General features: G+C 67.6%; 18 protein-coding genes and 1 tRNA gene. 11 read left to right on the forward strand and 8 right to left on the reverse strand.

The features are described 5' to 3' along the window. Positions 1–69 precede the first annotated feature (69 nt). Complete coding sequence (locus HMPREF9006_RS08120; protein ID WP_232209860.1) at positions 70–3,000, forward strand: choice-of-anchor M domain-containing protein; 2,931 nt, start codon at positions 70–72, stop codon at positions 2,998–3,000. A gap of 82 nt (positions 3,001–3,082) precedes the next feature. Beyond that, positions 3,083–3,871 (forward strand): SDR family NAD(P)-dependent oxidoreductase, encoded by a 789-nt coding sequence (locus tag HMPREF9006_RS08125; RefSeq protein WP_009213120.1) that lies wholly within the window; start codon positions 3,083–3,085, stop codon positions 3,869–3,871. Positions 3,872–3,939: 68 nt separating this feature from the next. Here the strand turns inward: HMPREF9006_RS08125 and pyrE are convergent, their stop codons facing one another. Further along, positions 3,940–4,509, reverse strand: coding sequence for an orotate phosphoribosyltransferase (gene pyrE / locus HMPREF9006_RS08130; protein ID WP_009213121.1), 570 nt, complete (start codon positions 4,507–4,509; stop codon positions 3,940–3,942). Between the two features lie 27 nt (positions 4,510–4,536). Then, a complete protein-coding gene (locus HMPREF9006_RS08135; RefSeq protein WP_009213122.1) occupies positions 4,537–5,358 on the reverse strand; it encodes an HAD-IIA family hydrolase in 822 nt (273 codons plus the stop codon). On the opposite strand from HMPREF9006_RS08135, the gene HMPREF9006_RS08140 reads away from it, so the two are divergent. Together HMPREF9006_RS08140 and fbaA are read left to right on the forward strand one after the other, a co-directional pair. Continuing rightward, on the forward strand, positions 5,357–6,085 hold the full coding sequence (locus HMPREF9006_RS08140) for a TrmH family RNA methyltransferase (protein WP_009213123.1): 729 nt from the start codon (positions 5,357–5,359) through the stop codon (positions 6,083–6,085). The genes HMPREF9006_RS08135 and HMPREF9006_RS08140 overlap by 2 nt on opposite strands. A 142-nt stretch (positions 6,086–6,227) precedes the next feature. Continuing rightward, positions 6,228–7,253 (forward strand): class II fructose-bisphosphate aldolase, encoded by a 1,026-nt coding sequence (gene fbaA / locus HMPREF9006_RS08145; protein WP_009213125.1) that lies wholly within the window; start codon positions 6,228–6,230, stop codon positions 7,251–7,253. Positions 7,254–7,518: 265 nt separating this feature from the next. Here the strand turns inward: fbaA and HMPREF9006_RS08150 are convergent, their stop codons facing one another. Further along, entirely contained in the window at positions 7,519–8,985 is a 1,467-nt protein-coding gene (locus HMPREF9006_RS08150; protein ID WP_009213126.1) for a flotillin family protein, read from the reverse strand. Between the two features lie 245 nt (positions 8,986–9,230). Between HMPREF9006_RS08150 and HMPREF9006_RS08155 the strand changes: the two genes are divergently transcribed. Together HMPREF9006_RS08155 and HMPREF9006_RS08160 are read left to right on the forward strand one after the other, a co-directional pair. Further along, the gene (locus tag HMPREF9006_RS08155; protein ID WP_009213127.1) at positions 9,231–9,920 is read left to right on the forward strand and encodes a hypothetical protein; all 690 of its coding nucleotides are present in this window, start codon (positions 9,231–9,233) and stop codon (positions 9,918–9,920) included. A gap of 95 nt (positions 9,921–10,015) precedes the next feature. Further along, on the forward strand, positions 10,016–11,227 hold the full coding sequence (locus HMPREF9006_RS08160; RefSeq protein ID WP_009213128.1) for a hypothetical protein: 1,212 nt from the start codon (positions 10,016–10,018) through the stop codon (positions 11,225–11,227). 48 nt (positions 11,228–11,275) lie between these two features. On the opposite strand, the gene HMPREF9006_RS08165 is transcribed toward HMPREF9006_RS08160, so the two are convergent. The 3 genes from HMPREF9006_RS08165 to HMPREF9006_RS08175 all read right to left on the reverse strand — a co-directional run bounded on the left by HMPREF9006_RS08165 (position 11,276) and on the right by HMPREF9006_RS08175 (position 14,602). Next, the gene (locus HMPREF9006_RS08165) at positions 11,276–12,019 is read right to left on the reverse strand and encodes a glycerophosphoryl diester phosphodiesterase (protein WP_034231525.1); all 744 of its coding nucleotides are present in this window, start codon (positions 12,017–12,019) and stop codon (positions 11,276–11,278) included. A 35-nt stretch (positions 12,020–12,054) separates the two neighbouring features. Then, entirely contained in the window at positions 12,055–13,317 is a 1,263-nt protein-coding gene (locus HMPREF9006_RS08170) for a DUF4032 domain-containing protein (RefSeq protein WP_034231527.1), read from the reverse strand. Positions 13,318–13,471: 154 nt separating this feature from the next. Beyond that, positions 13,472–14,602: an ABC transporter ATP-binding protein gene (locus tag HMPREF9006_RS08175; protein ID WP_009213131.1), complete on the reverse strand. Its 1,131-nt coding sequence runs from the start codon at positions 14,600–14,602 to the stop codon at positions 13,472–13,474. Positions 14,603–14,870: 268 nt separating this feature from the next. Between HMPREF9006_RS08175 and HMPREF9006_RS08180 the strand changes: the two genes are divergently transcribed. The 3 genes from HMPREF9006_RS08180 to HMPREF9006_RS08190 all read left to right on the forward strand — a co-directional run bounded on the left by HMPREF9006_RS08180 (position 14,871) and on the right by HMPREF9006_RS08190 (position 18,042). Beyond that, entirely contained in the window at positions 14,871–16,859 is a 1,989-nt protein-coding gene (locus HMPREF9006_RS08180; protein ID WP_009213133.1) for a serine/threonine-protein kinase, read from the forward strand. 60 nt (positions 16,860–16,919) lie between these two features. Further along, entirely contained in the window at positions 16,920–17,852 is a 933-nt protein-coding gene (locus tag HMPREF9006_RS08185; RefSeq protein ID WP_009213134.1) for a DsbA family protein, read from the forward strand. A 114-nt stretch (positions 17,853–17,966) separates the two neighbouring features. Then, positions 17,967–18,042 (forward strand) — tRNA-Thr (locus HMPREF9006_RS08190). A 59-nt stretch (positions 18,043–18,101) separates the two neighbouring features. On the opposite strand, the gene HMPREF9006_RS08195 is transcribed toward HMPREF9006_RS08190, so the two are convergent. Further along, the gene (locus HMPREF9006_RS08195; protein WP_009213135.1) at positions 18,102–18,806 is read right to left on the reverse strand and encodes a uracil-DNA glycosylase; all 705 of its coding nucleotides are present in this window, start codon (positions 18,804–18,806) and stop codon (positions 18,102–18,104) included. Between the two features lie 132 nt (positions 18,807–18,938). Here HMPREF9006_RS08195 and HMPREF9006_RS08200 point away from each other — a divergent pair, with 132 nt between their 5' ends. Continuing rightward, on the forward strand, positions 18,939–19,472 hold the full coding sequence (locus tag HMPREF9006_RS08200; protein ID WP_034231532.1) for a LytR C-terminal domain-containing protein: 534 nt from the start codon (positions 18,939–18,941) through the stop codon (positions 19,470–19,472). Positions 19,473–19,792: 320 nt separating this feature from the next. After that, positions 19,793–21,421, forward strand: a complete 1,629-nt coding sequence (gene groL / locus HMPREF9006_RS08205) for a chaperonin GroEL (RefSeq protein ID WP_009213138.1) — start codon at positions 19,793–19,795, stop codon at positions 21,419–21,421. 70 nt (positions 21,422–21,491) lie between these two features. Here groL and HMPREF9006_RS08210 read toward each other — a convergent pair whose 3' ends face one another. Beyond that, positions 21,492–21,788 (reverse strand): WXG100 family type VII secretion target, encoded by a 297-nt coding sequence (locus HMPREF9006_RS08210; protein WP_009213139.1) that lies wholly within the window; start codon positions 21,786–21,788, stop codon positions 21,492–21,494. Positions 21,789–21,918 lie beyond the last annotated feature (130 nt).

Genomic DNA, 21,918 nt, shown 5'->3' on the forward strand with positions numbered 1-21,918 from the left:
TTCAGAGTGATAATGATTCTCACCAACAATATAGCTAGAAGAGGCACCCGAATGTCATACCTGCGACGCGTGAGCACCGCAGCGCTCGCCCTGTTCCTGGCACTGGCTCCCAGTGCGGCGTGGGCCGGACCCGACCAGGACAAGGACTGGATCGTCACCGGACAGCACGTCGACGCGCCCATCCCCATCTGGCACGACGACACCTCGAGCTTCTCGCTCAACACCATCAACCTCCCGATGGAGAAGACAGTCCTGTGGCTACCCAAGGCATGGACCGGAACGGGGGAGAAGGACGAGGCGAAGTCGCAGCTCGTCGTCCCCGCCGGTCGCCCGGACCTGTCCTTCCTCGGAGCGGAGGGAAGCGTTCTCAACGCCGCGCCGCAGAATCCCGGACCTGGAAACACGCCCATCTGGGCGGGTCTGGGAGCTGGTGAGATCGGCGACACCGACAAGTTTGAAGGCGACACCTACACCCTTGACCTCGTGAGTGTTGATGGCCCGGGACGCATGGAGATGTTCATCGACAACGGCGACAGCGTCAATCGTTTCCTCTCGAGTCACGATACCGCCTATCGCAGCGTGTACAATCCGCGCCATACGCATCTCTACACCACGTTTACGCAGCCGGGCCGCTACGTTGCGACCTACAAGATGACGGCGCGCAGCGCCGACGGCAAGGCGATCTACTCCTCGCCCCTCACCCCGCTCGTCTGGCAGGTTGGAGGCGCCAACCCCTCCGAGGGCACCATCAAGGACATCGCGAGCGCCTACAACGCCGCACGCCCCGAGCGTGGGGACGGCCAGGGAGCCGTTCCCACGCTGACGCTCGCCCCTCACGCGCAGCGAGAGCATCCGGGCGACAACCATCTCACCGACATCACCATCGACACGGGCGTGGCCACCGACGCCGGTCGCGCGTGGATCACCGTCAACGGCTACTTCCTCACAGAGGTGCCGGTCGAGGCGGGCCGTGCCACTGTCTCCGAACTGCTCGGGGCCGATGCCGTCTCGGTCCAGGCGATCTACATTCCCCAGGATTCCTCCTCGGCCCGATGGATCTCCCAGGCCGCCCAGTACTCTCAAAGGGATAAGGAACCGGTCTCGGTGGGAACGGGCGAGCAACTCCTCGGCCCCTCCAACCCCGATCCCGCTCCCGTGTGGAATCCCGACAGCCTACCGCTGTCGTCGCGCCGCGTTGATGTCTCCTACGATCTCAAACCGGGCACGACCGACCAATACACCGCGACCGTGCGAGCTGCCGACCCGAGCCTGCGCGCGACCTATAAGATCGAGTTCCTCGAGTCCAAGTATGACTTCAGCCCCTGGTGCTCCATGGAGGGGACGCTGGGTGCGGGAGGCATGGACACGAAGGCTCAGGACCTGGGGGTGTGCCAGGGCGAGCCCATGCACATGCGCGTCACGATCCGTCCCCACCCGCTGTCAGACGCCGTCATGACAGTTGCCGAGGCCAGCGACGTCACGGTCGGCGAGCACGTGGGTCTGACCGCCACGCTTCACGTGCGTGCCGGCGCTTCTGTCCCGGAGGAACCAGCCCCAGACCCGGCGCCCACACCCGACCCGGCGCCCAGCCCCGACCCGACGCCCACACCCGACCCGGCACCCAGCCCCGATAATGGTGGAGGAACCAACCCGGCGCCTGCCTCGCCCCTCCTCAATGATCCGGTCGAGATCGCGCGAGGCCACCTGGATGTGCGCCTGACCCAGCAGAACGCCGCCGCCGGCATTACCTACGGGCTGGCGGTCAAGGACGACTCGCTGACCGCCGCACGCACCTCGGTGCTGCGCACCCTGTCTTCGACGACCCTGGCCGTGGCACCCAACGCGCGCTTCGTGCGGCCCTCGTCACTGTCGGATCCCAGTTACGACGTCCTCGGTCCGGTTGGTAGCGCGACCTACGTGCTCCCCGAAACCCAGAACAGCGACATCGTCTGGCCGGGCCTGTCCACGGAGGGGATCGACTACGCGGCCCTCCCCGACGGCGCTGACCTCACCCTGCATCTGGCCGAGGCCCCCGAGGGGGCGCGTGCCGCTTTCTTCCAGGGAGGGGCCTTCGGGAGCGCGGCCAAGGTGCACTTTGACTCGACCAAGGCAGACGGCGTCGTTCACACGACCGAGGCCACCCACATGCACGGCAACTGGGTGTTCAGCGCGCCGGGGACCTACCGCATCGAGGTCGGGGCACGCAGCGGGGAGCGTACGCTCGTCGCCCCCCAGTCGTTCACGGTTGTCGTGCGTGCCGGTCACCACGCAGACCGCCCGGCGCCCGGCGGGAATGACCAACCCGTGCCGACGCCCTCTCCCGGCCCCGCTCCGACCCCGGACCCTGGCCCCGCACCAAGCCCGGCCCCCTCTCCGGACCCCACGCCGAGCCCGGACCCCACGCCGAGCCCGGACCCCACGCCGAGCCCGGACCCCACGCCCACTCCCGCACCGACCCCGGACCCCGCTCCGACCCCGGACCCTGGCCCCACGCCGAGTCCGGACCCCGCGCCCGCGCCGAGGCCTTTCCCGGCCCCCGCCCCCAATGGCGGCCCCCTCGCGCCTCGGAGCAACGGAGGCAACGGAGGCAACGCAAGTGCGGGAGGAACACAGGCAACGGGTGGCGCGAACCCCACGTCGAGCACGACCGGTGCGGGAGTGAGTCCCGCGCGTACCGGCGTTGGCTCGGGCGCGCCGACCTCAACGGGGTCCTCTAGCTCCAGCCCGGTCACCGCCCCCAAGGCGGCTCCTTCCGCAACGCCCCGGGCCAACGGCTCCACATCCGGCGCCCAGAGCGGCGCGTTGAGCACAGACGGCGCCCAGAGCGGTGCGGCACAGGCACCCGTCGATGGCACTCAGGACGCGGCCAACGCCGTCCCCATCGCCGCGGGAAACGAGGCGGGCCGCTCGCGGGGCTGGAGCCCCTACTGGCTCGTCCTCCTCGTCATCCCGGCCGCGCTCGCGGGTGGCGGCGCCGGATACCTCATCCGCACCCGTTGACGACGAGGCCGGGGCGCGGATGCGAGAGAAGATCCCCGCCCCGGCCTCGTGATACCCCGACGCTGCGAGCTACACTGCCCCCATGGGAACAGCACTCGTCACCGGAGCCACGTCCGGAATAGGTGAAGAATTCTGCTGGCAGCTCGCAGCCGCCGGACACGATCTCGTCCTCGTCGCGCGCCACGAAGAAGCGCTGAGCGCGCTCGCGTCAGCGCTCGCGAACGTCGCCGGGGTGCGAGCGGAGACCATCGCCGCCGACCTGTCCACCGCCGAGGGGTGCCGGAGGGTTGCCTCACGCCTTGACGTGGGAGGCCCCGCCGACGTCGAGAAGGCGGATCTTGCGCCCGTTGACCTTCTCGTCAACAACGCCGGGTTCGGATTGGGGACAGACTTCCTGGACAACACCCTGGAGGCCGAACTCGCGGGCGTGGACGTGATGGTTCGTGCCGTCATGATCCTCGCTCACCACGCAGGCATCTCGATGCGCTCGCGAGGGCGAGGCGCGATCCTGAACGTCGGCTCCGTCGCCTCGCGCACGGGAGCCGGAACCTACTCCGCTCACAAGGCGTGGGTGGTGGCCTTCACGGAAGGCCTGGCCGCTGAGCTGCGGGGGTCCGGCATCACCGCGACCGTCGTGTGCCCCGGCCCCGTCAACACCCCCTTCTTCGAGCGGGCAGGCGTCGACATGGAGGCAACTCCGGCGTGGCTCATGGCCTCTCCCGAGGAGGTCGTCACCTGTGCGCTCAACGCCGTGCGCGCGGGACGTATCCAGGTGACCCCCACGCTCGCCTACAAGGCCGCGATGGGGGCCATGAAGATTGCTCCCCGATGGGTGACCGCGCGCGCCATGAGAGCCATCCCGCACATGTGACGCCTCTGAGCGAGACGGGGTGGGGTCGGGTTCGCGCACGAGCCCGACCCCACCCCCGAGGCCATCGTCTAGGCCAGGCCGATGTCGCTCAGCCCCAGAGCGGACAGGTACGGCAAGCCCTCGGCCTCGATCCGCTCCTTCGCCCCGGTTGCGCGGTCGACGATGACGGCCACCGCGACGACGTTGGCACCCGCCTCACGTAGCGCGAAAGCCGCCTCAAGCGGGGAGCCGCCCGTCGTTGAGGTGTCCTCAAGGACGACGACGTTCTTGCCCTCCACGTCCGGCCCCTCGATGCGGCGCTTCATCCCGTGATCCTTCGCTGCCTTGCGCACGACGAAGGCATCCAGGTCCAGGCCGCGCGAGGCGGCGGCGTGCAACATTGCGGTGGCGACAGGATCCGCGCCCATCGTCAGGCCGCCGACTCCCACGTACTCCTCGCCAACCGCGAAGCCGGACTCCTCCAGGAGGTCCAGCATGACGTGGCCGATGAGGGGAGCCGCCTCGTGGTGCAGCGTCGAACGACGCATATCCACGTAGAAGTCGGACTCCCGGCCCGAGGCAAGGGTCACCTTCTCGTGAATGACGGACAGCTCCTGGACCAGGGCCGCCAGACGAGCCTTCTGAGAATCGTTGGTCATGGGTGTTCTTTCTCGTGTCGTTGCGTGTCAGTGGGCCGCCTCAACCAGCTCAATGAGCTGGCCGATGCCCTCGTGGATACCGAAGGGACGGAACGGATAGTTGCGAACATCCTCGCGCGTCGTCGAGCCCGACAGGACCAGGTGGGTGCGCAGTCCCGCCTCCACGCCGGCGCGCACGTCCGTGTCCATGCGGTCACCGACCATGGCGGCGCTCTCAGAGTGGGCGCCGATCTTGTTCAGGCCCGCGCGGATCATGACGGGGTTCGGCTTGCCGACAAAGTAAGGCTTCTGGCCGGTCGCGGCCGTGATCATCGCCGCGATGGCACCGCAGGCCGGCAGGGTTCCCTCGTCGGAGGGGCCAGACACGTCCGGATTCGTTGCGATGAACTTCGCCCCGCCCTCGATGAAGCGGATTGCCTGCGTCAGGGCACGGAAGTCGTAGGAACGGACCTCGCCGAGCACCACGTACTCCGGATCGGTCTCGGTCATCACGTATCCGGCCGTGTGAATTGCCGTGGTCAGGCCGGCCTCGCCAATCACGTAGGCGGTGGAACCGGGAGACTGCTGCTGCAGGAAAGCTGCCGTGGCGTTGGCCGACGTCCAGATGTTCTCCTCGGGAATCTCCAAGCCGGAGTTGGCCAGGCGCGCCGAAAGGTCGCGGTTGGTAAAAACGGAGTTGTTGGTGAGAACCAGAAAGGGCATGCCGTTGTCGCGCAGCGCCGCCAGGAACTCATTCGCGCCGGGCAGCGCGCGATTCTCCTTGACCAACACGCCGTCCATATCGGAGAGCCAGGCGGTCACGGGAGGGAGATCGATCAACGCTTTCGGGGCAGTTGTCAGTGCGCTCATGCCCCCATTCTACGGTCCCGCTAGGGTGGGATCCGTGAACGAGTTCGAAAACGCGTGTGACATCGCGCCGGATGGCGCCCAAGCCCGGCGGGCGCCCGAGGCCCAGGGACGCGCCGCGGTCGGGGTCGGCCCCTGGCCCGGAGGCCCTCACGCCTGGCCAGTCGACCACCGCTACGACCCGGAGCTGCTGGAACACGGGGACCGACGCAACGTCGAGGATAGGTACAGGTACTGGACGATGGAGGCGATCCGCGCGGACGTCGCCGCCCGCTGCCTCCCCTTCGAGGTCGCCGTCGAGAACCTCGACCACGACTTCAACATCGGGTCGATCGTGCGCACGGCGAACGCGCTTGGCGCGCGCCGCGTGCACGTTGTCGGACGCAGGCGGTGGAACCGCCGCGGCGCCATGGTGACCGACCGCTACCTTCCGGTCGATCACCCCCGCGACGCAGCCGAACTCGCCCTCCACTGCGCGCGGCACGGGCTGGCCATCGTGGGCGTGGATAACGTCCGGGACTCGATCGCGCTGGAGGAGACGATCCTGCCCGCCAAGGCATGCCTCGTGTTCGGCTCCGAGGCACTCGGGCTGAGCGAGGAGATGCTGGCAGCCTGCGACGTCGTCGTTGCCGTCACGCAGCGCGGATCGACGCGTTCGATGAACGTCGGGCACGCCGCAGCAATCGTCATGTGGGCCCACGCCACGCGCCTCACCGCCGCAGGCGAGTAATCGGCGCCAGATGCGTGAGCCGCTCCCTCGTCGCGCGAAGCGGCGATGAGGTGCGAGCACGGGACTTCCATCCCCTTCCGCCTCCTGCAAATTGTGAGACAATACGACACGACACAACTGTCACTCGATTAGGAGGCTCCAAGTGCCTATCGCAACTCCCGAGGTCTATGCAGAGATGCTCAATCGCGCCAGGGACGGCAAGTTCGCCTACCCCGCGATCAACGTGACCTCTTCCCAGACCATCACCGCCGCCCTCCAGGGCTTCGCCGAGGCCGAGTCCGACGGCATCATCCAGATCTCCGTGGGCGGCTCCGAGTACGGCTCCGGCTCCACCATCAAGAACCGCGTCACGGGCTCGCTGGCCCTCGCCGCCTACGCCTACGAGGTTGCCAAGAACTACGGCATCACCGTGGCTCTGCACACCGACCACTGCGCCAAGCAGAACATCGACTCCTGGGTCCGCCCCCTCCTCGAGATCGAGGCCGGTCAGGTCGCCGAAGGCAAGCTGCCCACCTTCCAGTCCCACATGTGGGATGGTTCCGCGATTCCGCTCGACGAGAACCTCGAGATCGCGAAGGAACTGCTCGCCATGTCCGTCAAGGCCAACACCATCCTCGAGATTGAGGTCGGCGCGGTCGGCGGCGAGGAAGACGGCGTCGTTGGCGAGATCAACGAGAAGCTCTACACCTCCACCGCGGACGGCATCAAGACGGTCGAGGCCCTGGGCCTGGGCGAGAAGGGCCGCTACATCACGGCCCTGACCTTCGGCAACGTGCACGGCGCCTACAAGCCCGGCCACGTGAAGCTGCGTCCCGAGCTGCTCGGCACCATCCAGAAGGAGGTCGCTGAGCACTTCGGCCTCGACCACCGTCCCTTCGACCTGGTCATGCACGGCGGCTCCGGTTCCACCGCCGAGGAAATCGCCACCGCTGTCGCCAACGGCGTCATCAAGATGAACGTCGACACCGACACGCAGTACGCGTTCACCCGCCCGGTCGTCGACCACATGATGCGCAACTATGACGGCGTCCTCAAGATCGACGGCGAGGTCGGCGTGAAGAAGCAGTACGACCCGCGCACGTGGGGCAAGTCGGCCGAGGCCGGCATGGCCGCCCGCGTCGTCGAGGCCTGCGAGCGCCTGGGCGCCACCGGCACCCAGATGCGCTGAACACGTCGTCGATAGCCGCCTCGCGGCCTCAGGCGCCTGGCCGCCCGACCCCCCACCGGGGTCGGGCGGCCTTACTGTGGGCTCACGCACAGCACAAGACGCGACTCGTCCAGCACCGCTTCGCCTCCCGAGGCCCGGCATTTGCGCCCTGCCGCACGCCGCTAGTCCTTCGCGCCGATGCATCCCCGGCCTCGTCCCGTCAACGCACTGGGGCGGGATCCCGAAGGACCCCGCCCCAAGCCAGCAACAGGATATTCGTGCCGTCCTACTTCTGCGGTGGTGTGGGCACCGCGGCGTCGCGAACCCCCTCCTCCACGGCGTCGGCGATCGTGGGGGACACCAGCTTCGCGCCGACGAGCGCCGAGAAGAGCTGCTGCAGGTTCAGACCCAGGGAGTCGCCCAATCCCGCGTTGATCTGGCTGATCGACTTCGTGATGTCGCCGACCATCTGGGCGTTGTTGCCCTCCCCGTACATCGTGATGGAATCAACCTTCGAGAGCGGCTCGGCGACCGCACGGGCAACCTCGGGCAGTGCGCGGAAGTACATCTCCAGCACGGCCGCCTGGTTCATCTTCGTCATAGCCTCGGCCTTCTTCTCCAGGCCCTCGGCCTCGGCCGTCAGCTTCGCGCCGATGGCGCTTGCCTCCGCGCGGCCGCGTGCCTCGATGCCCTGAGCTTCGGCGAGCATCGCCTGCTTGTCGGCGTCCGCCTTCTTCGTCCGCTCGAAGGCCTCCGCCTCGGCCTGACGCTGGCGGGCGTACAGGGCGGCGTCGGCCTTCTTCTCGGCGGCGTAGCGGTCGGCGTCGGCCTTCGCGTTCACCTCGGCCTGCAGCGCCTGCTTGGTGACGACGACCTCCTTCTCCTTGATGACCGCCTGCTGCTCCTGCTTGACGATGTCGGCCTGGGCCGTCTCGCGCTCGATGTCGCGGCGCTGGATCTGGGACTGAATCTCGTAGGCGGCATCCGCCTTTGCCTTCTCGGTGTCGGCCTCGACCTTCAGGGCGGCCTGACGCTTCGCAAGGTCCGTTTGCTTCTGAGCGATTTCGAGCTGGGACGCGACCTGGGCGTCGTTTGCTTCCTTCTGCGCGACTGCGGTCGCCTGGGCGACCTCCTTCTGCGCGTTCGCCTTGGCAATCGCGGCCGTCTTACGGATCTGCTCCGTGTTGTCGATACCCAGGTTGTCGATGACGCCATTTTGGTCAGTGACGTTCTGGATGTTGAATGCGACGATCTCCAGGCCCATCTCCTCCAGGTCCTGCTTCGCATTCTCTTGGACGCGCTCGGAGAATGCGGCGCGGTCGGTGATGATGTCCGTCAGCTTCATCTGACCGATGATCGCGCGCAGGTGCCCCTCGAGGGTATCGCGCACCTCCTCGGAGATCTCTGCCGTCGTCTTGTAGAGGAAGTTGCGGGTCGCGGCGCGAAACAGGGTCGGATCGTCGGTTGCGATACGCACCTTCACGGCGGCATCCACGCGCACGTTGATGTAGTCGTTTGTGGGAACAAAGTCGGTGGTCTGGGCGTCAACGGAGATCATCGAAGCCGTCATGGAATCCACGCGCTCCAGGAGCGGGACCTTCCAACCGGTCTTGCCGTGCAGGACGCGCTGGCCGCGGGGCCCCGAGATGACCTTGATCTCGCCCGGAGAAGCCGACACGAAGCTCGCCCACAGGAAGAGAATAATGAGGATGAGCGCGGCAAAGATGCCCGCGATGATGGGGATAAGAGACATGATTCGTGCTTTCGCTCGACGATGCGGCGCACTCGATGATGGCACCGCGCAACAGGTCAGGATAGCAGCGTGCGCTCCGTCACTCAACACTGTCTCGGCGTTCGCCCTCGCGCGGGCCGGGCGACCGGTGCGGCGCCTCGACAAAGGGGCTTGAAACGCGGCGACGGCGGACCCTATGATGTGAGAACTACGGGAGGCGGCAAGCGACGGCCCAACGACGGGTGCATCGAGAGTAGGGAGATGCCGTGAAGAGAGTGCTGCAGATACTGGCCGCCATTGTGACCCTGTGTGTTGCGGTCGCGGTGGTCCTCGTTGTCGTCCACGTGGTGGAACAGCGCACGCAGAAGGCATACAAGCCGGTGCTCTACCTGTACCCGGAGCAGGAACGGACGATGACGGTGACGCTGGACCTGACGGGAACCCTCGACACCGTCTACCCGGCACCCGAGCGCGTCACCTCTGTCGACGGACGCACCCGCGCCTCGTGGACGGTGGGTGCGGCGAGGGATGGAACACTCACGGATACCTCCGGGCGCACGTATCCCTCCATCTTCTGGGATGCGACGATGGCGCTGCCGGAACCCGACGCCGGATTCGTCGTCTCCCGCGACGATGCCGTCGCCTTCCTCGAAGACAAGCTCGCCCAGCTCGGGCTCAACGAGCGGGAGGCCGCCGACTTCATCACCTACTGGGCGCCCCGCATGCGCGCTCACGACTACACCTTCGTGTCTTTTGACGCGAGCGCCTACACGCGCCGTGCCGCCTACAGCTTCGCCGACGCCGCCGGAGAGGCGGTCACCCCCGACACATTCATCCGGGTGTTCATGTCGATCCGCGAGGCCGACGCCTCCACCGTCGCCGAGCCGCAGATTCTGACGCCGCCACCCCCGCGCTCGGGTTTTACCGCGGTCGAATGGGGCGGAACCGAGCGATAGAGGCGGGCGGCGCGAGCGAGCGAAAATGCGACACTCGCGACACAATGGAACTAAGTGTGGTGAGATGAAGGCACCACGAACAGGAAGGTAGTGACATGGCCCAGGAATGGACGCGCATCGAAGGCATGATCATCGGCCACGAGCTAGATCCCAGCACCGTCGCCGCTGAGCTCAAGGAACGTGCGATCCTCGCGCAGCTCGAGTGGTTCCCCTCCTCCCCCCAGCTGCTCGGCCTCAACGTCGCGGTCTGCGACGACCGTGTCGCCACCGTCCCCGCCGACTCGACCGAGGTGACGCCCGGCCCCACCCCCAGCCAACTGGCCGAGGAACTGGCCATCCTCTTCGACGCAGAGGTTCGCATCGGCAATGCGACCTCCGACCAGCTCCCCGACGGGGAATCACCCCTCGGGCGGGTCTGGCCCTCTGACGAGGACGCGCCCGAGACCGTGGAAACTGCGCCCACCCGCATCGTCGAGATCGGGCGCACGCCGGCCTCCTCGGTCCCGCTCCTGGCGGCCCTGGAGGGCGTGGACCTGGGCGACCTGGAGCTGGCCGACGGCCACCGTGCGCTCCTCGCCGAGCTTCCCCCCGAGAAGGAAGGATGGAACTTCGGCGACCTGCCGCTCGTGACGCTGTCCATGTCCGACGGCGAGTTCCAGGTTTTCCTCGTCACCGACGACCACCTCGAGAACATCGTCTCCCACAACTGGGGTATGGACGCGGCGATCGTGCCGGGCGGCCACGACAAGGCGTCCGAGCTTCCCACCGACGTCACCGACCTGGTCGGCGATCGCCTCGACCTCATGGAAATCGCCCATGCCGTTCCCGGTTCCGACGCCGACGCCCTGTGGGCGTCGGTGGCCACGACGGGCGAGGAATCCGTGTGGAAGGTTGTTCGTGCCCTCGGCCTTCCCGGATCCGTCGCCGGATTCCTCTTGGGAACCACGGACGCCGAGGACGTCGAAGGAGTGAGCGTCCACCTGGCGCGAGGCATATCCAACGCCATTGGCCGAAGCGTGGACATCATGATGGGGCAGCCGCAGTCCGTCGTCAAGCCCCTGTGGAACTCCTACGAGTCGGTGGCCGTTGAGCGCCCCTGGATCATTCACGCCGCCGTGGCAGCGGAGGCCATCGTCGGCGCGGGCCTGCTCGTTGCGGCCGTCCGCTCCTCCTCGCCCCGCTCCGGGTGGATGCGTTTCGCGGGCATCGTCGGAGGCCTCATGATGGTTGATTCCATCGCCGAGCTGTCGCTCGCCAAGCACGTCTCCAAGCGATTCGCGCGCCGGGCCGCAGCGGCCGCCGAGTAGCAGGGACGAGTCAGAGCCGGGGCGGATGCGCCCCGGCTCTGACGTGTCTCACAGCGCCAGTGCGTCGGCGGGGAAGTCCTGGGGACGATCGGTGAAGATACCCGTCACCCCCCACGATGCCAGCTCGCGCGCCTGTTCCACGTCGTTGACGGTCCAGACATTCACCTCGAAGCCCGCATCGCGCATGGCCTGCACGTCCCTGCGCGACAGCCCCTCGACTCCGGGGTGAATCGCCCGGGCTCCCAGGGCGGTCGCGCCCTCACGCCATTCCTCGCAGGCTCGTTCAATGAGCCAGCCGAGCGCCACGTTCGGGCTCGCGGCGTGGAAGGCCGCCAGGAGCTCATGGTCGAAGGAGGAGACGATGAGGCGGGAGGGGACCTTGCTCCCCGCCACCGCGACGGCCAACGACTCGACCAGCCGTTCGCGCAGCCTCTCTCCGCCCGCACAGGGCTTGATCTCCAGGTTGGCGCCCATCTGCTGGGCGTGGGCGAACTCAAGGGCGTCAGCGGCCTCGGGAATGCGCTCGAAACGATACGTGTCGGAGAACCAACGCCCGGCGTCCAGGCGGCGAATGTCCGAAAAACCCAGGCGATAGTAGGAACCCGTCCCCGTCGTCGTCCGGTCGAGCGTGTCGTCGTGGATGACGATGAGGGAGCCGTCCCCGACGATGTCCACGTCAAACTCGAACCAGCGGGCGCCCACCTCCATGGCCTTCGAGAACGCGGCGATCGTGTTCTCGGGAGCGAGGGAGGAAGCTCCCCGGTGAGCGATGATGCGTGGGAAGTCGGACATGGATTCTCCTAGCGTGGACGCCTGCGTGTACCCACTCACCATAGGTCGGGGTGGGCCTCGGCGCTCAACATGGAGGACCTCCCGGGCCCCGGTTCGAGGAGGACGGCCTCGTCGCGCTTGGAGGCGAGGACCGTGTTGATGTAGGAGGCGACCACCTCATCGCGGGGGACATCATGCCCGGCCTGCTGTGCCATGTACCAGCGGTGTTCCAGGAACTCGTGATAGAGCTGAGCGGGTTCCAGCTTGCCCGCGAGCTCGCGGGGTATTGCCCGGACAACGGGAGTGAACTCGTCCGTCAGCCACTTGTGGGCGGCCTGCTCGAGGGGGATGTCCTCCAGGCCGGACGTGGCGCGCCACGCGTCAATGTCCGCGAGGAGCCGCCGCGCCTGATGCTCGCCCACGTCCATGCCGGTCAGGCGCATGAGCTTGCGGTTGTGGTGGCCGGCATCGACCACCTTCGGTTGAATCAGTAGGTGATCGCCGCCGTTGTCGGTGGCCATGCGCAGCTCGGCCACGTCGAAGCCAAGGTCGTTGAGCCTGCGGATACGTTCGTTCACGAGGTATCGGCGTTGGTCATTGGGGATGGACTCCTCGGCGGTGACCTCGCGCCAGAGCAGGTCGTACTGGGTTCGGATGCGGTCGCCCACGTCGATGGGGTCGGCGTCCATGGGGAAATATCCTCCGGCCTGGAGATCCATCAGCTCGCCGATGATGTTTGTGCGCGCCAGATCGACGTCGTACTCGCGCTGGCCGGGCGTCAAGGTTCCGTGTAACTCACCGGTCTCAGCGTCGACCAGGTAGGCGGAGAACGCCCCGGCATCGCGGCGGAACAGCGTGTTCGACAGGGAAACGTCGCCCCAGTAGAAGCCCAGGAGATGAAGGCGCACGAGAAGAAGCGCCAGCGCGTCAATGAGCCGCGTCGCAGTGTCGGCGCGCATCGACAGTGAGAAAAGCGCGCGGTAGGGCAGCGAGAACTTCAGATGCTCGGTGACGAGCACCGCGTTGAGTTCCTCGCCTTCGGGGTCCTTGCGCCCCGTGATGACGGCGACGGGCAGCACGGAGGGGGCGTCCAGGCGCGTCAGGTCGCGCAGCATGTCGTACTCGTGATGGGCGACCGTTTCGCCGATCTCCTTGACCGCCAGCACGCGGCCGGACAGATTCACGAAGCGCACGACGTGCCGAGAAATGCCGCGCGGAAGGGCGGCGAGCAGGGACGATGGCCACTGCTCCAGGGGAACGTCCCACGGGAGGTCCAGGAGGGCGGAGTCGACCGCAGCCGCCGTAATGTCCAAAGCCATGCCCCCATTGTGGCACCACCAGCCCGGCCTGCCACGGCGAGCGTCCACGGCGCGCCCAGTCGCGGCGTAGAACACACGCGAGACGAGGCGGCCCCGGCCTCATCCGTGAGGGACGAGGCCGGGGCCGGGATGCGTCGCGCGCGGGCGCCGTGCCTTACTCGGGCAGGCGCACGCCCGTGGCGGCGGAGAAGTTGTGCTGCTGGCCCTCGCGGATGCGCACGTGCAGGACGCCGCCGCGGCCGGGGGCGGTGCGCGGGGGAACGCGCACGATCAGCTGCTTGCCCGTGCCCTCCGCGCCCGAACCCAGAGCTTCTCCCTCGGCCGCCCCGGCCAGGTGGCCGTAGACGTAGGCGTCGGAGCCGAGTTCTTCGACGAAGTCAACCTCCACCGGGATCGTCCCCTCCGCGTCGGCGTCGACGACGTCCAGGCCCTCGGGGCGGAAACCGATCTTGATCTTCCCGCCGTCCTCGGCCGTCATCGCAGCGCGGGCAGCCTCGGACACCGGCACGCGGGCGGGGCCGAGCTTGGCCCACTCGCCGTCAACCGTGAACGTTCCCAGGTTCATGGCGGGGGAGCCGATGAAGCCTGCGACGAACTCGTTGGCGGGGCGCTCGTACATCTCCTGTGGCGTGCCCACCTGCTGGAGGAGGCCGCCGGCGAGGACGGCGATGCGGTCGCCCATCGTCAGCGCCTCGGTCTGGTCGTGGGTCACGTAGACGGTGGTCACGCCCAGCTCGCGCTGCAGCGAGGCGATCTGCGTGCGGGTCTGGACGCGCAGCTTCGCATCCAGGTTCGACAGGGGCTCGTCCATGAGGAAGACATGGGGCTTGCGCACGATGGCGCGGCCCATCGCGACGCGCTGACGCTGGCCACCCGACAGAGCCTTGGGCTTGCGGTCCAGGTAGGGCTCAAGGTCGAGGATCTTTGCGGCCTCTTCGACGCGCTTGTTGATCTCGTCCTTGGGGGTGCCCGCGATCTTCAGGGCGAAGCCCATGTTCTCGCGCACCGACATGTGCGGGTACAGCGCGTAGTTCTGGAAGACCATCGCGATGTCGCGGTTCTTCGGGGGAACGTCCGTGACGTCCTTGTCGCCAATGAGGATGCGGCCGGAGTTCACGTCCTCCAGGCCGGCGAGCATGCGCAACGAGGTGGACTTTCCGCAGCCGGAGGGGCCGACGAGGACGAGGAATTCGCCGTCCTTGATTTCGAGGTCGAGCTGGTCGACGGCGGGCTTGTCGGAGCCCGGGTAAACGCGGGTAGCCTTGTCAAAGGTGACGGTTGCCATATGCAATTCCTTCCCACCGGCAGGTACGTGCCGGACGATCCATTGTGGGTGACCGTGGAGCGTCTTCGCCCACGGAGCCGACGCCCGGATCGTTCCGAGCGTGCAACTACGCTGAAGTTACCACGCGCGCACGGCCCTGTACAGCCCGGATCGGATGATGGATCGAGGCGGAGTCTCCGTCGTGCTTTCGCGCCCGGGATCGCCCCGGCGAGGCGGCAGACGATTGTGGGTGGACGCGCTCAGCCCGGGGGCCAGGTAGGCTGAGGGGGTGGAAGAAGGCGAGGAACTGGGCGGCTACCGGCTGCTTCGTCGGCTCGGGACGGGCGGCGCGGGCACCGTGTGGCTGGCTGAGGACGGCGGCGGAATGCGCGTCGCCCTCAAAGCGATGCACCCGGCGCTGGCCGCGTCGGAGGCCTCGCGCGTTCGGCTCGCGCGCGAGACGCGTACCGTGAACTCCGTGCGCTCGCCCTTCGTTGCCCACATCCTTGACGCCGAAACGGAGGCGTCTCAGCCCTTCGTCGTCTCCGAGTACATCGAGGGACCCACGCTCGCGGAGATTCTCCTCTCCGGCCCGATCCCACTGCGTGGGGTCGCCGCCATGTCCTACCACGTGGCGTCCACGATCGCCGCGGTCCACCACGCGGACATCATCCATCGCGACATCAAGCCCTCCAACATCATCTGCTCCCCGCGCGGACCCGTCCTCATCGACTTCGGTATCGCCATGGCGACCTCCGACCAGCACCTGACACGCACCGGCCTCGTCTCCGGGACGGCCGGATACACCGCGCCCGAACTCCTCCGGGGAGGAGGAGCAACGAAGGAATCCGACTGGTGGGCGTGGTGCGCCACCCTCCTGTCGTGCGCGACCGGACGACCCCCCTTCGGCACAGGCGACGTCGCGGCAACAATGCTGCGCGTCGTTGAGGGCAGGCCCGACCTGGCCGGGCTGCACCCGGCGGTCGCGGACGTGCTCGGCGGCGGGCTTGCGCCCGATTCCGACGAGCGTCCCTCACCCGCCCTGATCGTCGCGGATCTGATGAGTGCCGTCGGCTGGGCCCCCGGCGAGCTCGACTACGTCACCGTCAACTGGGCGCAACTCCTTGACACGGGCGCGCGCACGCAATCCATCAGCTCGGATCCACAGGAGATCGCCGCGCCACCCGCTTGGGAGGACGCGGGTCGGCGCCCCGTGGCCGACGGAGCGCGCGAGGTGTCCTACCCCGATCGCCCCGGGCGCGACCCCTCCGAGTTTGCCGCCGTCAACGATCACACCGAGGTGGTCGACACCGCCTCCATTGCCGAGAGCGACGAGAAGTGGGACGAGGAAGGCAGCGAGGCCGGATGGGGCGAGGAGGACACGGAGGAGGTCGCATGGCGCGACGACGCGACCAGCCGGTGGCAGGTCGTCGATGATACGGATCCCACCCAGGTCATGGCCCCCCTCGAGTGCAACCCCAGCGTGGTCGAACAGGTGCCCGACGCGTCCCACCGGGTGCCGTTGCCCGCTCACCAACCCGCAGTGCCCGGAGGTCCTCCCGGCGGCTACGGGCGGCTCCCCTACCCGCAGGCACCCGGAGGCGCCGGACCGGGGCCGTGGGCTCCGCCCGCCTCCTTCCCGCAGGGAAGTGGGCAACCGGGCAAGGCGGCTGCCTCATCGTGGGGCAAAGGGGCGTGGATCTGCGCCGCCGCGGTGCTGGCCACCCTGGCCTCCCTGCCTTTCCTCCTGGGAGCCACGGGCACAACTCTCCTGGGCATCGCGCTGACCGCCTTCGGCTTGGTCGGCGCAATGACGCGGTGGCTCGAGCGGCGCCGCTTCCTGCGCGGCCCCCGCCCCAGCGACGGCGCCGCAGTCATCGCGATGTCGCCGCTCCTGCTCCTGCGCTCCCTGCTCACGACCGCCCTCGCCATCCTCGTCGGGGGCCTCGTTCCCTACACCCTGTGGGGTTTCCTGTCCTACCAACGCGACGGCGAGGCCGCGTGGTCGTGGCCGCTCGACGTCGCCACCGCTGCCAGCGTTCCACGCGAGGACTATTGGCTGAGCGACTCGAGCGCGGCGATCGTCGTCTGGGGGCTCGCGGCGGCCTCCCTGCTTATCGCCTGGCTGATGCCCTTCGCGGCAGACCTGCGCGTCGGCCTCGCCACGTCGCTGCGCGCGCTCGTCCCCCCGCTGTGGGGACGCGCCCTGCTCACACTCGGATGCGCCGGATTCCTTGCGGGTGCGTGGATCGTCCTCACCGGTGGCCTGTTGCACTAGGCGAGACTCGGCTCGGATCGGTAGTCTGACAACATTCAACCAGTCTCGGAAGGTGAGTTCATGGCTAAGAATCCGAAGTCGACCCTCGATCCGGTGCGCGCCAAGGCCGCACAGATGCGTCAGGCGCAGGAGCGCGCCGATCGTCGCGTTCGAATCATTGTGATCGCCTGCGTCGCCGCCATCGTCCTGGCGGTCGTCGGCGCCGTCGGCGCGGTCATTTGGAACCAGCAGGCCCAGATCAACGCCGCGCGCAACGTCGATGCCTCCGAGGTCCTGGGTTCCTACGCCGATGGGCGACCCATCATCCTCAACGGCAACGGGATCGTTGCCGAGGCCGACCCGAACCTGCCCACCCTGACCGAGTACTTCGACTACTCGTGCCACGCCTGCGCGGACCTGGACGTCGCGATGGGCCAGGACCTGACCACCTGGGCGTCGCAGGGGCACTTCAACCTCGAGATTCAGCCGGTTATCACCGTCAACATGGACTATCTCAAGCCCGCGGCCGGCGCCTCCCTGGTGGTCGCTCAGAAGGCTCCGGACAAGTGGGTCGAGTTCCACCACGCGTTGCTCGCATACTTCCGCACCCAGTTCCAGGCCTCGAACGGAAAGGTTGTCCAGAACCTGGACGCGTCCTGGAAGCAGGTGAAGGAGATCGCTGCCGAGGTTGGAGTTCCCGCCTCCGTCATCAACACCTTCCCCGTGAACGCGGTCGAATCCTACCTGGAGACGTCGACCAACGCGTGGCGCGATGCCGGGTACAGTGGGCGCGAATCCGGCCTGGGGACGCCCGAGCTCGTCAAGAACCGTTCCACCGTCATCCCGCTGGGTGGCCAGCTCGGTGCCCTGCGCCAGAGCATCATGCAGGAGTACGGGATCACCGACTCCACCTCGCAGAGCAGCGGCCAGGACGGGGCAAGCGATGCGGCCGAGCCCTCCCAGAGCGGCGACGCGAATTCGCAGAGCTCGGGGACGACCTCCAGCTCGGAGTGAGTCGGCGGGCGCGGGGTGGGACCACCCCACCCTGCGCCTTGGACACTGATCGGCCTGCGGTGGGAGGCGTCGCCCGCGCGCCGTCCACCCCACCTATGGCACACTAGTTGTCGCGCCGGCTTAGCTCAGTTGGTAGAGCAGCTGTCTTGTAAACAGCAGGTCATCGGTTCGAGTCCGATAGTCGGCTCCACGCATTCCCGATGGCGCGCCGAAGCGCCAGGGCGGCGACGCTTCGTCCGTCCCGGCTCCTCATGAGCCCAGCGTCCAATCAACCCCCGGATCCCCCTGCGAGCGCAGGAGCTCGTTCGCCCGCGAGAAGGGACGCGAACCAAAGAAACCTCGATAGGCGGACAGGGGAGAGGGGTGAGCCGACGCGATGATCGGCGTGTTCCCGAGGCGAGGTGCCAGGGATTGCGCATCTTTGCCCCACAGGATCGCGACGAGCGGTACGGGGCGACCCTCGCGGGAGCGGCGAGAGACAAGCGCGTCGATCGCGCACTGAGTCACCTCTTCCCAGCCTCGTCCCCGGTGAGATGCCGGCGCGCCGGGACGGACGGTGAGCACCCGGTTGAGGAGACACACTCCCTGCCGACTCCAGGCGCTCAGGTCGCCCGACGTTGGAGGAGGGCAACCGGTGTCCTCGCTCAGCTCGCGGAAGATGTTGACGAGTGACTTGGGCAGGGGGACGCCGGGGCGTACCGAGAAGGACAGGCCCATCGCGTGTCCCGGCGTGGGGTAGGGGTCCTGGCCGACGATCAGGACCCTCACGTCCTCGAAAGGATAGGTGAACGCCCGAAGGACGTCGGTGCCCGCGGGAAGGTAGCCGCGTCCGTGCTCGACCTCGGAGGCCAACATCGCCCCCAGCTCGTGTATCCGCTCTTCGACCGGAGCCAGCGCGCCGACCCAACCCGGGTCGATCAGTTCGGACAGCGGGCGGGGTTTGTATTCGCTCATGACCCCAGCCTAGTGCCGTACCACCCGCGCCACACTCCTGCGAGTCTGCGCGCCTGACAGTGTCTTTTCCGATAGTCTGAACGCGTGAGCTCTCAGTACCCCAGGGATGAATTTGACCGTGCCGGCGAGGATATGCCCGTCGGTATGCACCGCCCCAAGCCCTCCAAGTGGAAGAACGTGTGGCCATTCTTGGCTATCCTCGTGATCGTTCCCGCGCTGGGGTGGGCGGCGGCGACCGCCCTGTCACGCCAGCAGACCACCACCGTCACCCCGGCGCCAACCTCCGCCGCGACGACTCCTACCTCCTCGCCCAGTCCGACCGAAGCACCCACGCAGGAGCCGCAGTCGGCGAGTGAGCCCACCCCCTCGCCGAGCACCTCCTCGCCTGCGGCTTCCGCTCCCGATCACGGCGCGGTCATCCAGGTCCTCAACGGGACCGGCACGCAGGGCTACGCCGGTCAGAAGGCCGCGATCCTTAACGAGGCCGGCTATGCCGGAACCTCTGCGGCAAACGCCGACGGATGGGCGACCCAGACGTCGACGGTCTTCTACGAGGATCCTCGCATGGAGGCTACCGCGAAGGACATTGCCTCCAAGCTTGGTATCGACACTGTGCGTCAGGAGAGCGGTCTGGGTAATCCCGACATCGTCGTCATCCTGCGCTGATTCTCTTGCCGTGAGTGCGAGGAGCCGTCCATCCGTGCCGGGTGGGCGGCTCCTCGCGGTGTGCCGCGTGCCCGCTTCGATCCATGGCGGGCGCCTCCCGTGGCGTCGCGAGGCGGTCGCGCCGGTCCATTACGCCGTGAGCGCATAGCGCTCAAGGGAGAGGAACTCGCCTTGCACTCTGGTGTGTCGAGTGCCAGAATCATATCTAGCACTCCGGCAAGGAGAGTGATAAGACCACAGGTCCGGTGAGGCCGCCACCAAGCGCGGTCGTCCGTCGCGGGCACCGGACCCGATCCGCACCGCGGAAGGATATATTTCCAATGACCAAGCTCATCAAGTTCGATGAAGATGCCCGTCGCGGCATGGAGAACGGCCTCAACCTGTTGGCCGACACCGTGAAGGTGACGCTGGGCCCCAAGGGCCGCAACGTCGTTCTCGACAAGAAGTGGGGCGCCCCCACGATCACCAAGGACGGCGTCTCCGTCGCCAAGGAGATCGACCTTGAGGACCCCTTCGAGCGCATCGGCGCCGAACTCGTCAAGGAAGTTGCCAAGAAGACCGACGACGTCGCGGGTGACGGCACCACGACCGCGACCGTCCTGGCCCAGGCTCTGGTCCACGAGGGTCTGCGCAACGTCGCCGCCGGGTCCAACCCGATCGCCCTCAAGCGCGGCATTGACCAGGCCGTTGAGGCGATCGTCGCTCAGCTGCACGCCGATGCCAAGCCCGTCGAGACGACCGAGCAGATTGCCGCTACGGCGTCGATCTCTGCCAACGATCCCGCCATCGGCAAGCTCATTGCCGAGGCCTTCGACAAGGTGGGCGCCGAGGGTGTCGTGACCGTCGAGGAGACCAACTCCTTCGACACCACGCTCGAGACCACCGAGGGCATGCGCTTCGACAAGGGCTACCTCTCCGCCTACTTCGTGACCGACCAGGAGCGTCAGGAAGCGGTCCTTGAGGACGCGTACGTCCTGCTCATGGACTCCAAGATTTCCAACGTCAAGGACATCGTCCCGGTCCTGGAGAAGGTCATGCAGACCGGTAAGCCCCTGGCGATCATCGCCGAGGACGTCGAGGGCGAAGCCCTGGCCACCCTGGTCGTCAACAAGATCCGCGGCACCTTCAAGTCCGTGGCCGTCAAGGCCCCCGGCTTTGGCGAGCGCCGCAAGGCGATGCTGCAGGACATGGCGATCCTGACGGGCGGCCAGGTCATCTCCGAGACCGTCGGCCTCTCCCTGGAGAACGCCGACCTGGAGCTGCTGGGCCGCGCGCGCAAGATTGTCGTGTCCAAGGACGAGACCACGATCGTTGAGGGTGCGGGCGACAAGGATATGCTGGACGCCCGCGTGCGTCAGATCCGCCAGGAGATCGAGAACACCGACTCCGACTACGATCGTGAGAAGCTCCAGGAGCGCCTGGCCAAGCTGGCCGGTGGCGTCGCCGTGATCAAGTCCGGTGCGGCCACCGAGGTCGAACTCAAGGAGCGCAAGCACCGCATTGAGGACGCCGTGCGTAACGCCCGGGCTGCTTCCGAAGAGGGCCTGGTCGCCGGCGGTGGCGTGGCCCTGATCCAGGCTGCCTCCGTTGCGCTTGCGTCCCTGGACGCCCTCGAGGGCGACGAGGCCACCGGTGTGAACATCGTGCGCCTGGCGATCTCCTCGCCCCTCAAGCAGATCGCTGAGAACGCCGGACTCGAAGGCGGCGTGGTCGCCGACCGCGTCGCGTCCATGGAGCCCGGCCACGGCCTGAACGCCGCGACCGGCGAGTACACCGATCTCATGGCTGCGGGCATCTCTGACCCGGTCAAGGTGACTCGTTCCGCGCTGCAGAACGCCGCGTCGATCGCGGGCATGTTCCTGACGACCGAGGCCGTCGTTGCCGACAAGCCGGAGCCGCCGGCCGCCGGTGGCGACGACGCCGGCGCGGGCATGGGCGGAATGTACTGATCCCCTGATCGATCCGCTGAAACGCCCGGGGGGCGAGACTCCTACTCGAGTCTCGCCCCCCGGGCGCATCCTATGCTCCGTGCGCAAACAGGGAGGCCGAGTGAGCCTCCGCCTCGGAATACGTCGCGGCCGCGGTCTGCAGCTGCGTGGAGATCGCGTCGAGTGCGTCGTGGGTCTGAGCCTGAATTCCCTGCCACTGGGTGATTGTTGCCTGAAAGTTGACCTGTGCCCCGCCCGTCCATGAGTCCTGGAGTGCCAGCAGCTGGGCCATGAGGGTATCGACCTCGGAGCGGATCGTGGATGCGGTGGCGCAGGCCTGGGCCGATGCGGCGGAGATTTGCTCGGCATCAACGGCGTATGCGGTCATGGTGTCCTCCTTCGTGGGACCCCGGGTGGGTCCGTCGACACCGACGTTACGCGCGCCGCGGCACGCCTTCTCCTCGCGGCGGCAGGCCTGTGGACATCGACGACTCAACGGGGCGCCCTGTGCACGGGCG

Source organism: Actinomyces sp. oral taxon 180 str. F0310, from assembly GCF_000185285.1.
Taxonomy (GTDB): domain Bacteria; phylum Actinomycetota; class Actinomycetes; order Actinomycetales; family Actinomycetaceae; genus Pauljensenia.

What these genes read in the sequence shown, in the direction of transcription:
- HMPREF9006_RS08150 (WP_009213126.1), bottom strand. Translation starts at nt 8,985, where the DNA reads ATGTCTCTTATCCCCATCATCGCGGGCATCTTTGCCGCGCTCATCCTC.
- HMPREF9006_RS08160 (WP_009213128.1), top strand. Translation starts at nt 10,016, where the DNA reads ATGGCCCAGGAATGGACGCGCATCGAAGGCATGATCATCGGCCACGAG.
- HMPREF9006_RS08210 (WP_009213139.1), bottom strand. Translation starts at nt 21,788, where the DNA reads ATGACCGCATACGCCGTTGATGCCGAGCAAATCTCCGCCGCATCGGCC.
- HMPREF9006_RS08125 (WP_009213120.1), top strand. Translation starts at nt 3,083, where the DNA reads ATGGGAACAGCACTCGTCACCGGAGCCACGTCCGGAATAGGTGAAGAA.
- HMPREF9006_RS08175 (WP_009213131.1), bottom strand. Translation starts at nt 14,602, where the DNA reads ATGGCAACCGTCACCTTTGACAAGGCTACCCGCGTTTACCCGGGCTCC.
- HMPREF9006_RS08135 (WP_009213122.1), bottom strand. Translation starts at nt 5,358, where the DNA reads ATGAGCGCACTGACAACTGCCCCGAAAGCGTTGATCGATCTCCCTCCC.
- pyrE (WP_009213121.1), bottom strand. Translation starts at nt 4,509, where the DNA reads ATGACCAACGATTCTCAGAAGGCTCGTCTGGCGGCCCTGGTCCAGGAG.
- groL (WP_009213138.1), top strand. Translation starts at nt 19,793, where the DNA reads ATGACCAAGCTCATCAAGTTCGATGAAGATGCCCGTCGCGGCATGGAG.
- HMPREF9006_RS08140 (WP_009213123.1), top strand. Translation starts at nt 5,357, where the DNA reads ATGCCCCCATTCTACGGTCCCGCTAGGGTGGGATCCGTGAACGAGTTC.
- HMPREF9006_RS08170 (WP_034231527.1), bottom strand. Translation starts at nt 13,317, where the DNA reads ATGGCTTTGGACATTACGGCGGCTGCGGTCGACTCCGCCCTCCTGGAC.
- HMPREF9006_RS08200 (WP_034231532.1), top strand. Translation starts at nt 18,939, where the DNA reads ATGCCCGTCGGTATGCACCGCCCCAAGCCCTCCAAGTGGAAGAACGTG.
- HMPREF9006_RS08185 (WP_009213134.1), top strand. Translation starts at nt 16,920, where the DNA reads ATGGCTAAGAATCCGAAGTCGACCCTCGATCCGGTGCGCGCCAAGGCC.
- HMPREF9006_RS08195 (WP_009213135.1), bottom strand. Translation starts at nt 18,806, where the DNA reads ATGAGCGAATACAAACCCCGCCCGCTGTCCGAACTGATCGACCCGGGT.
- HMPREF9006_RS08165 (WP_034231525.1), bottom strand. Translation starts at nt 12,019, where the DNA reads ATGTCCGACTTCCCACGCATCATCGCTCACCGGGGAGCTTCCTCCCTC.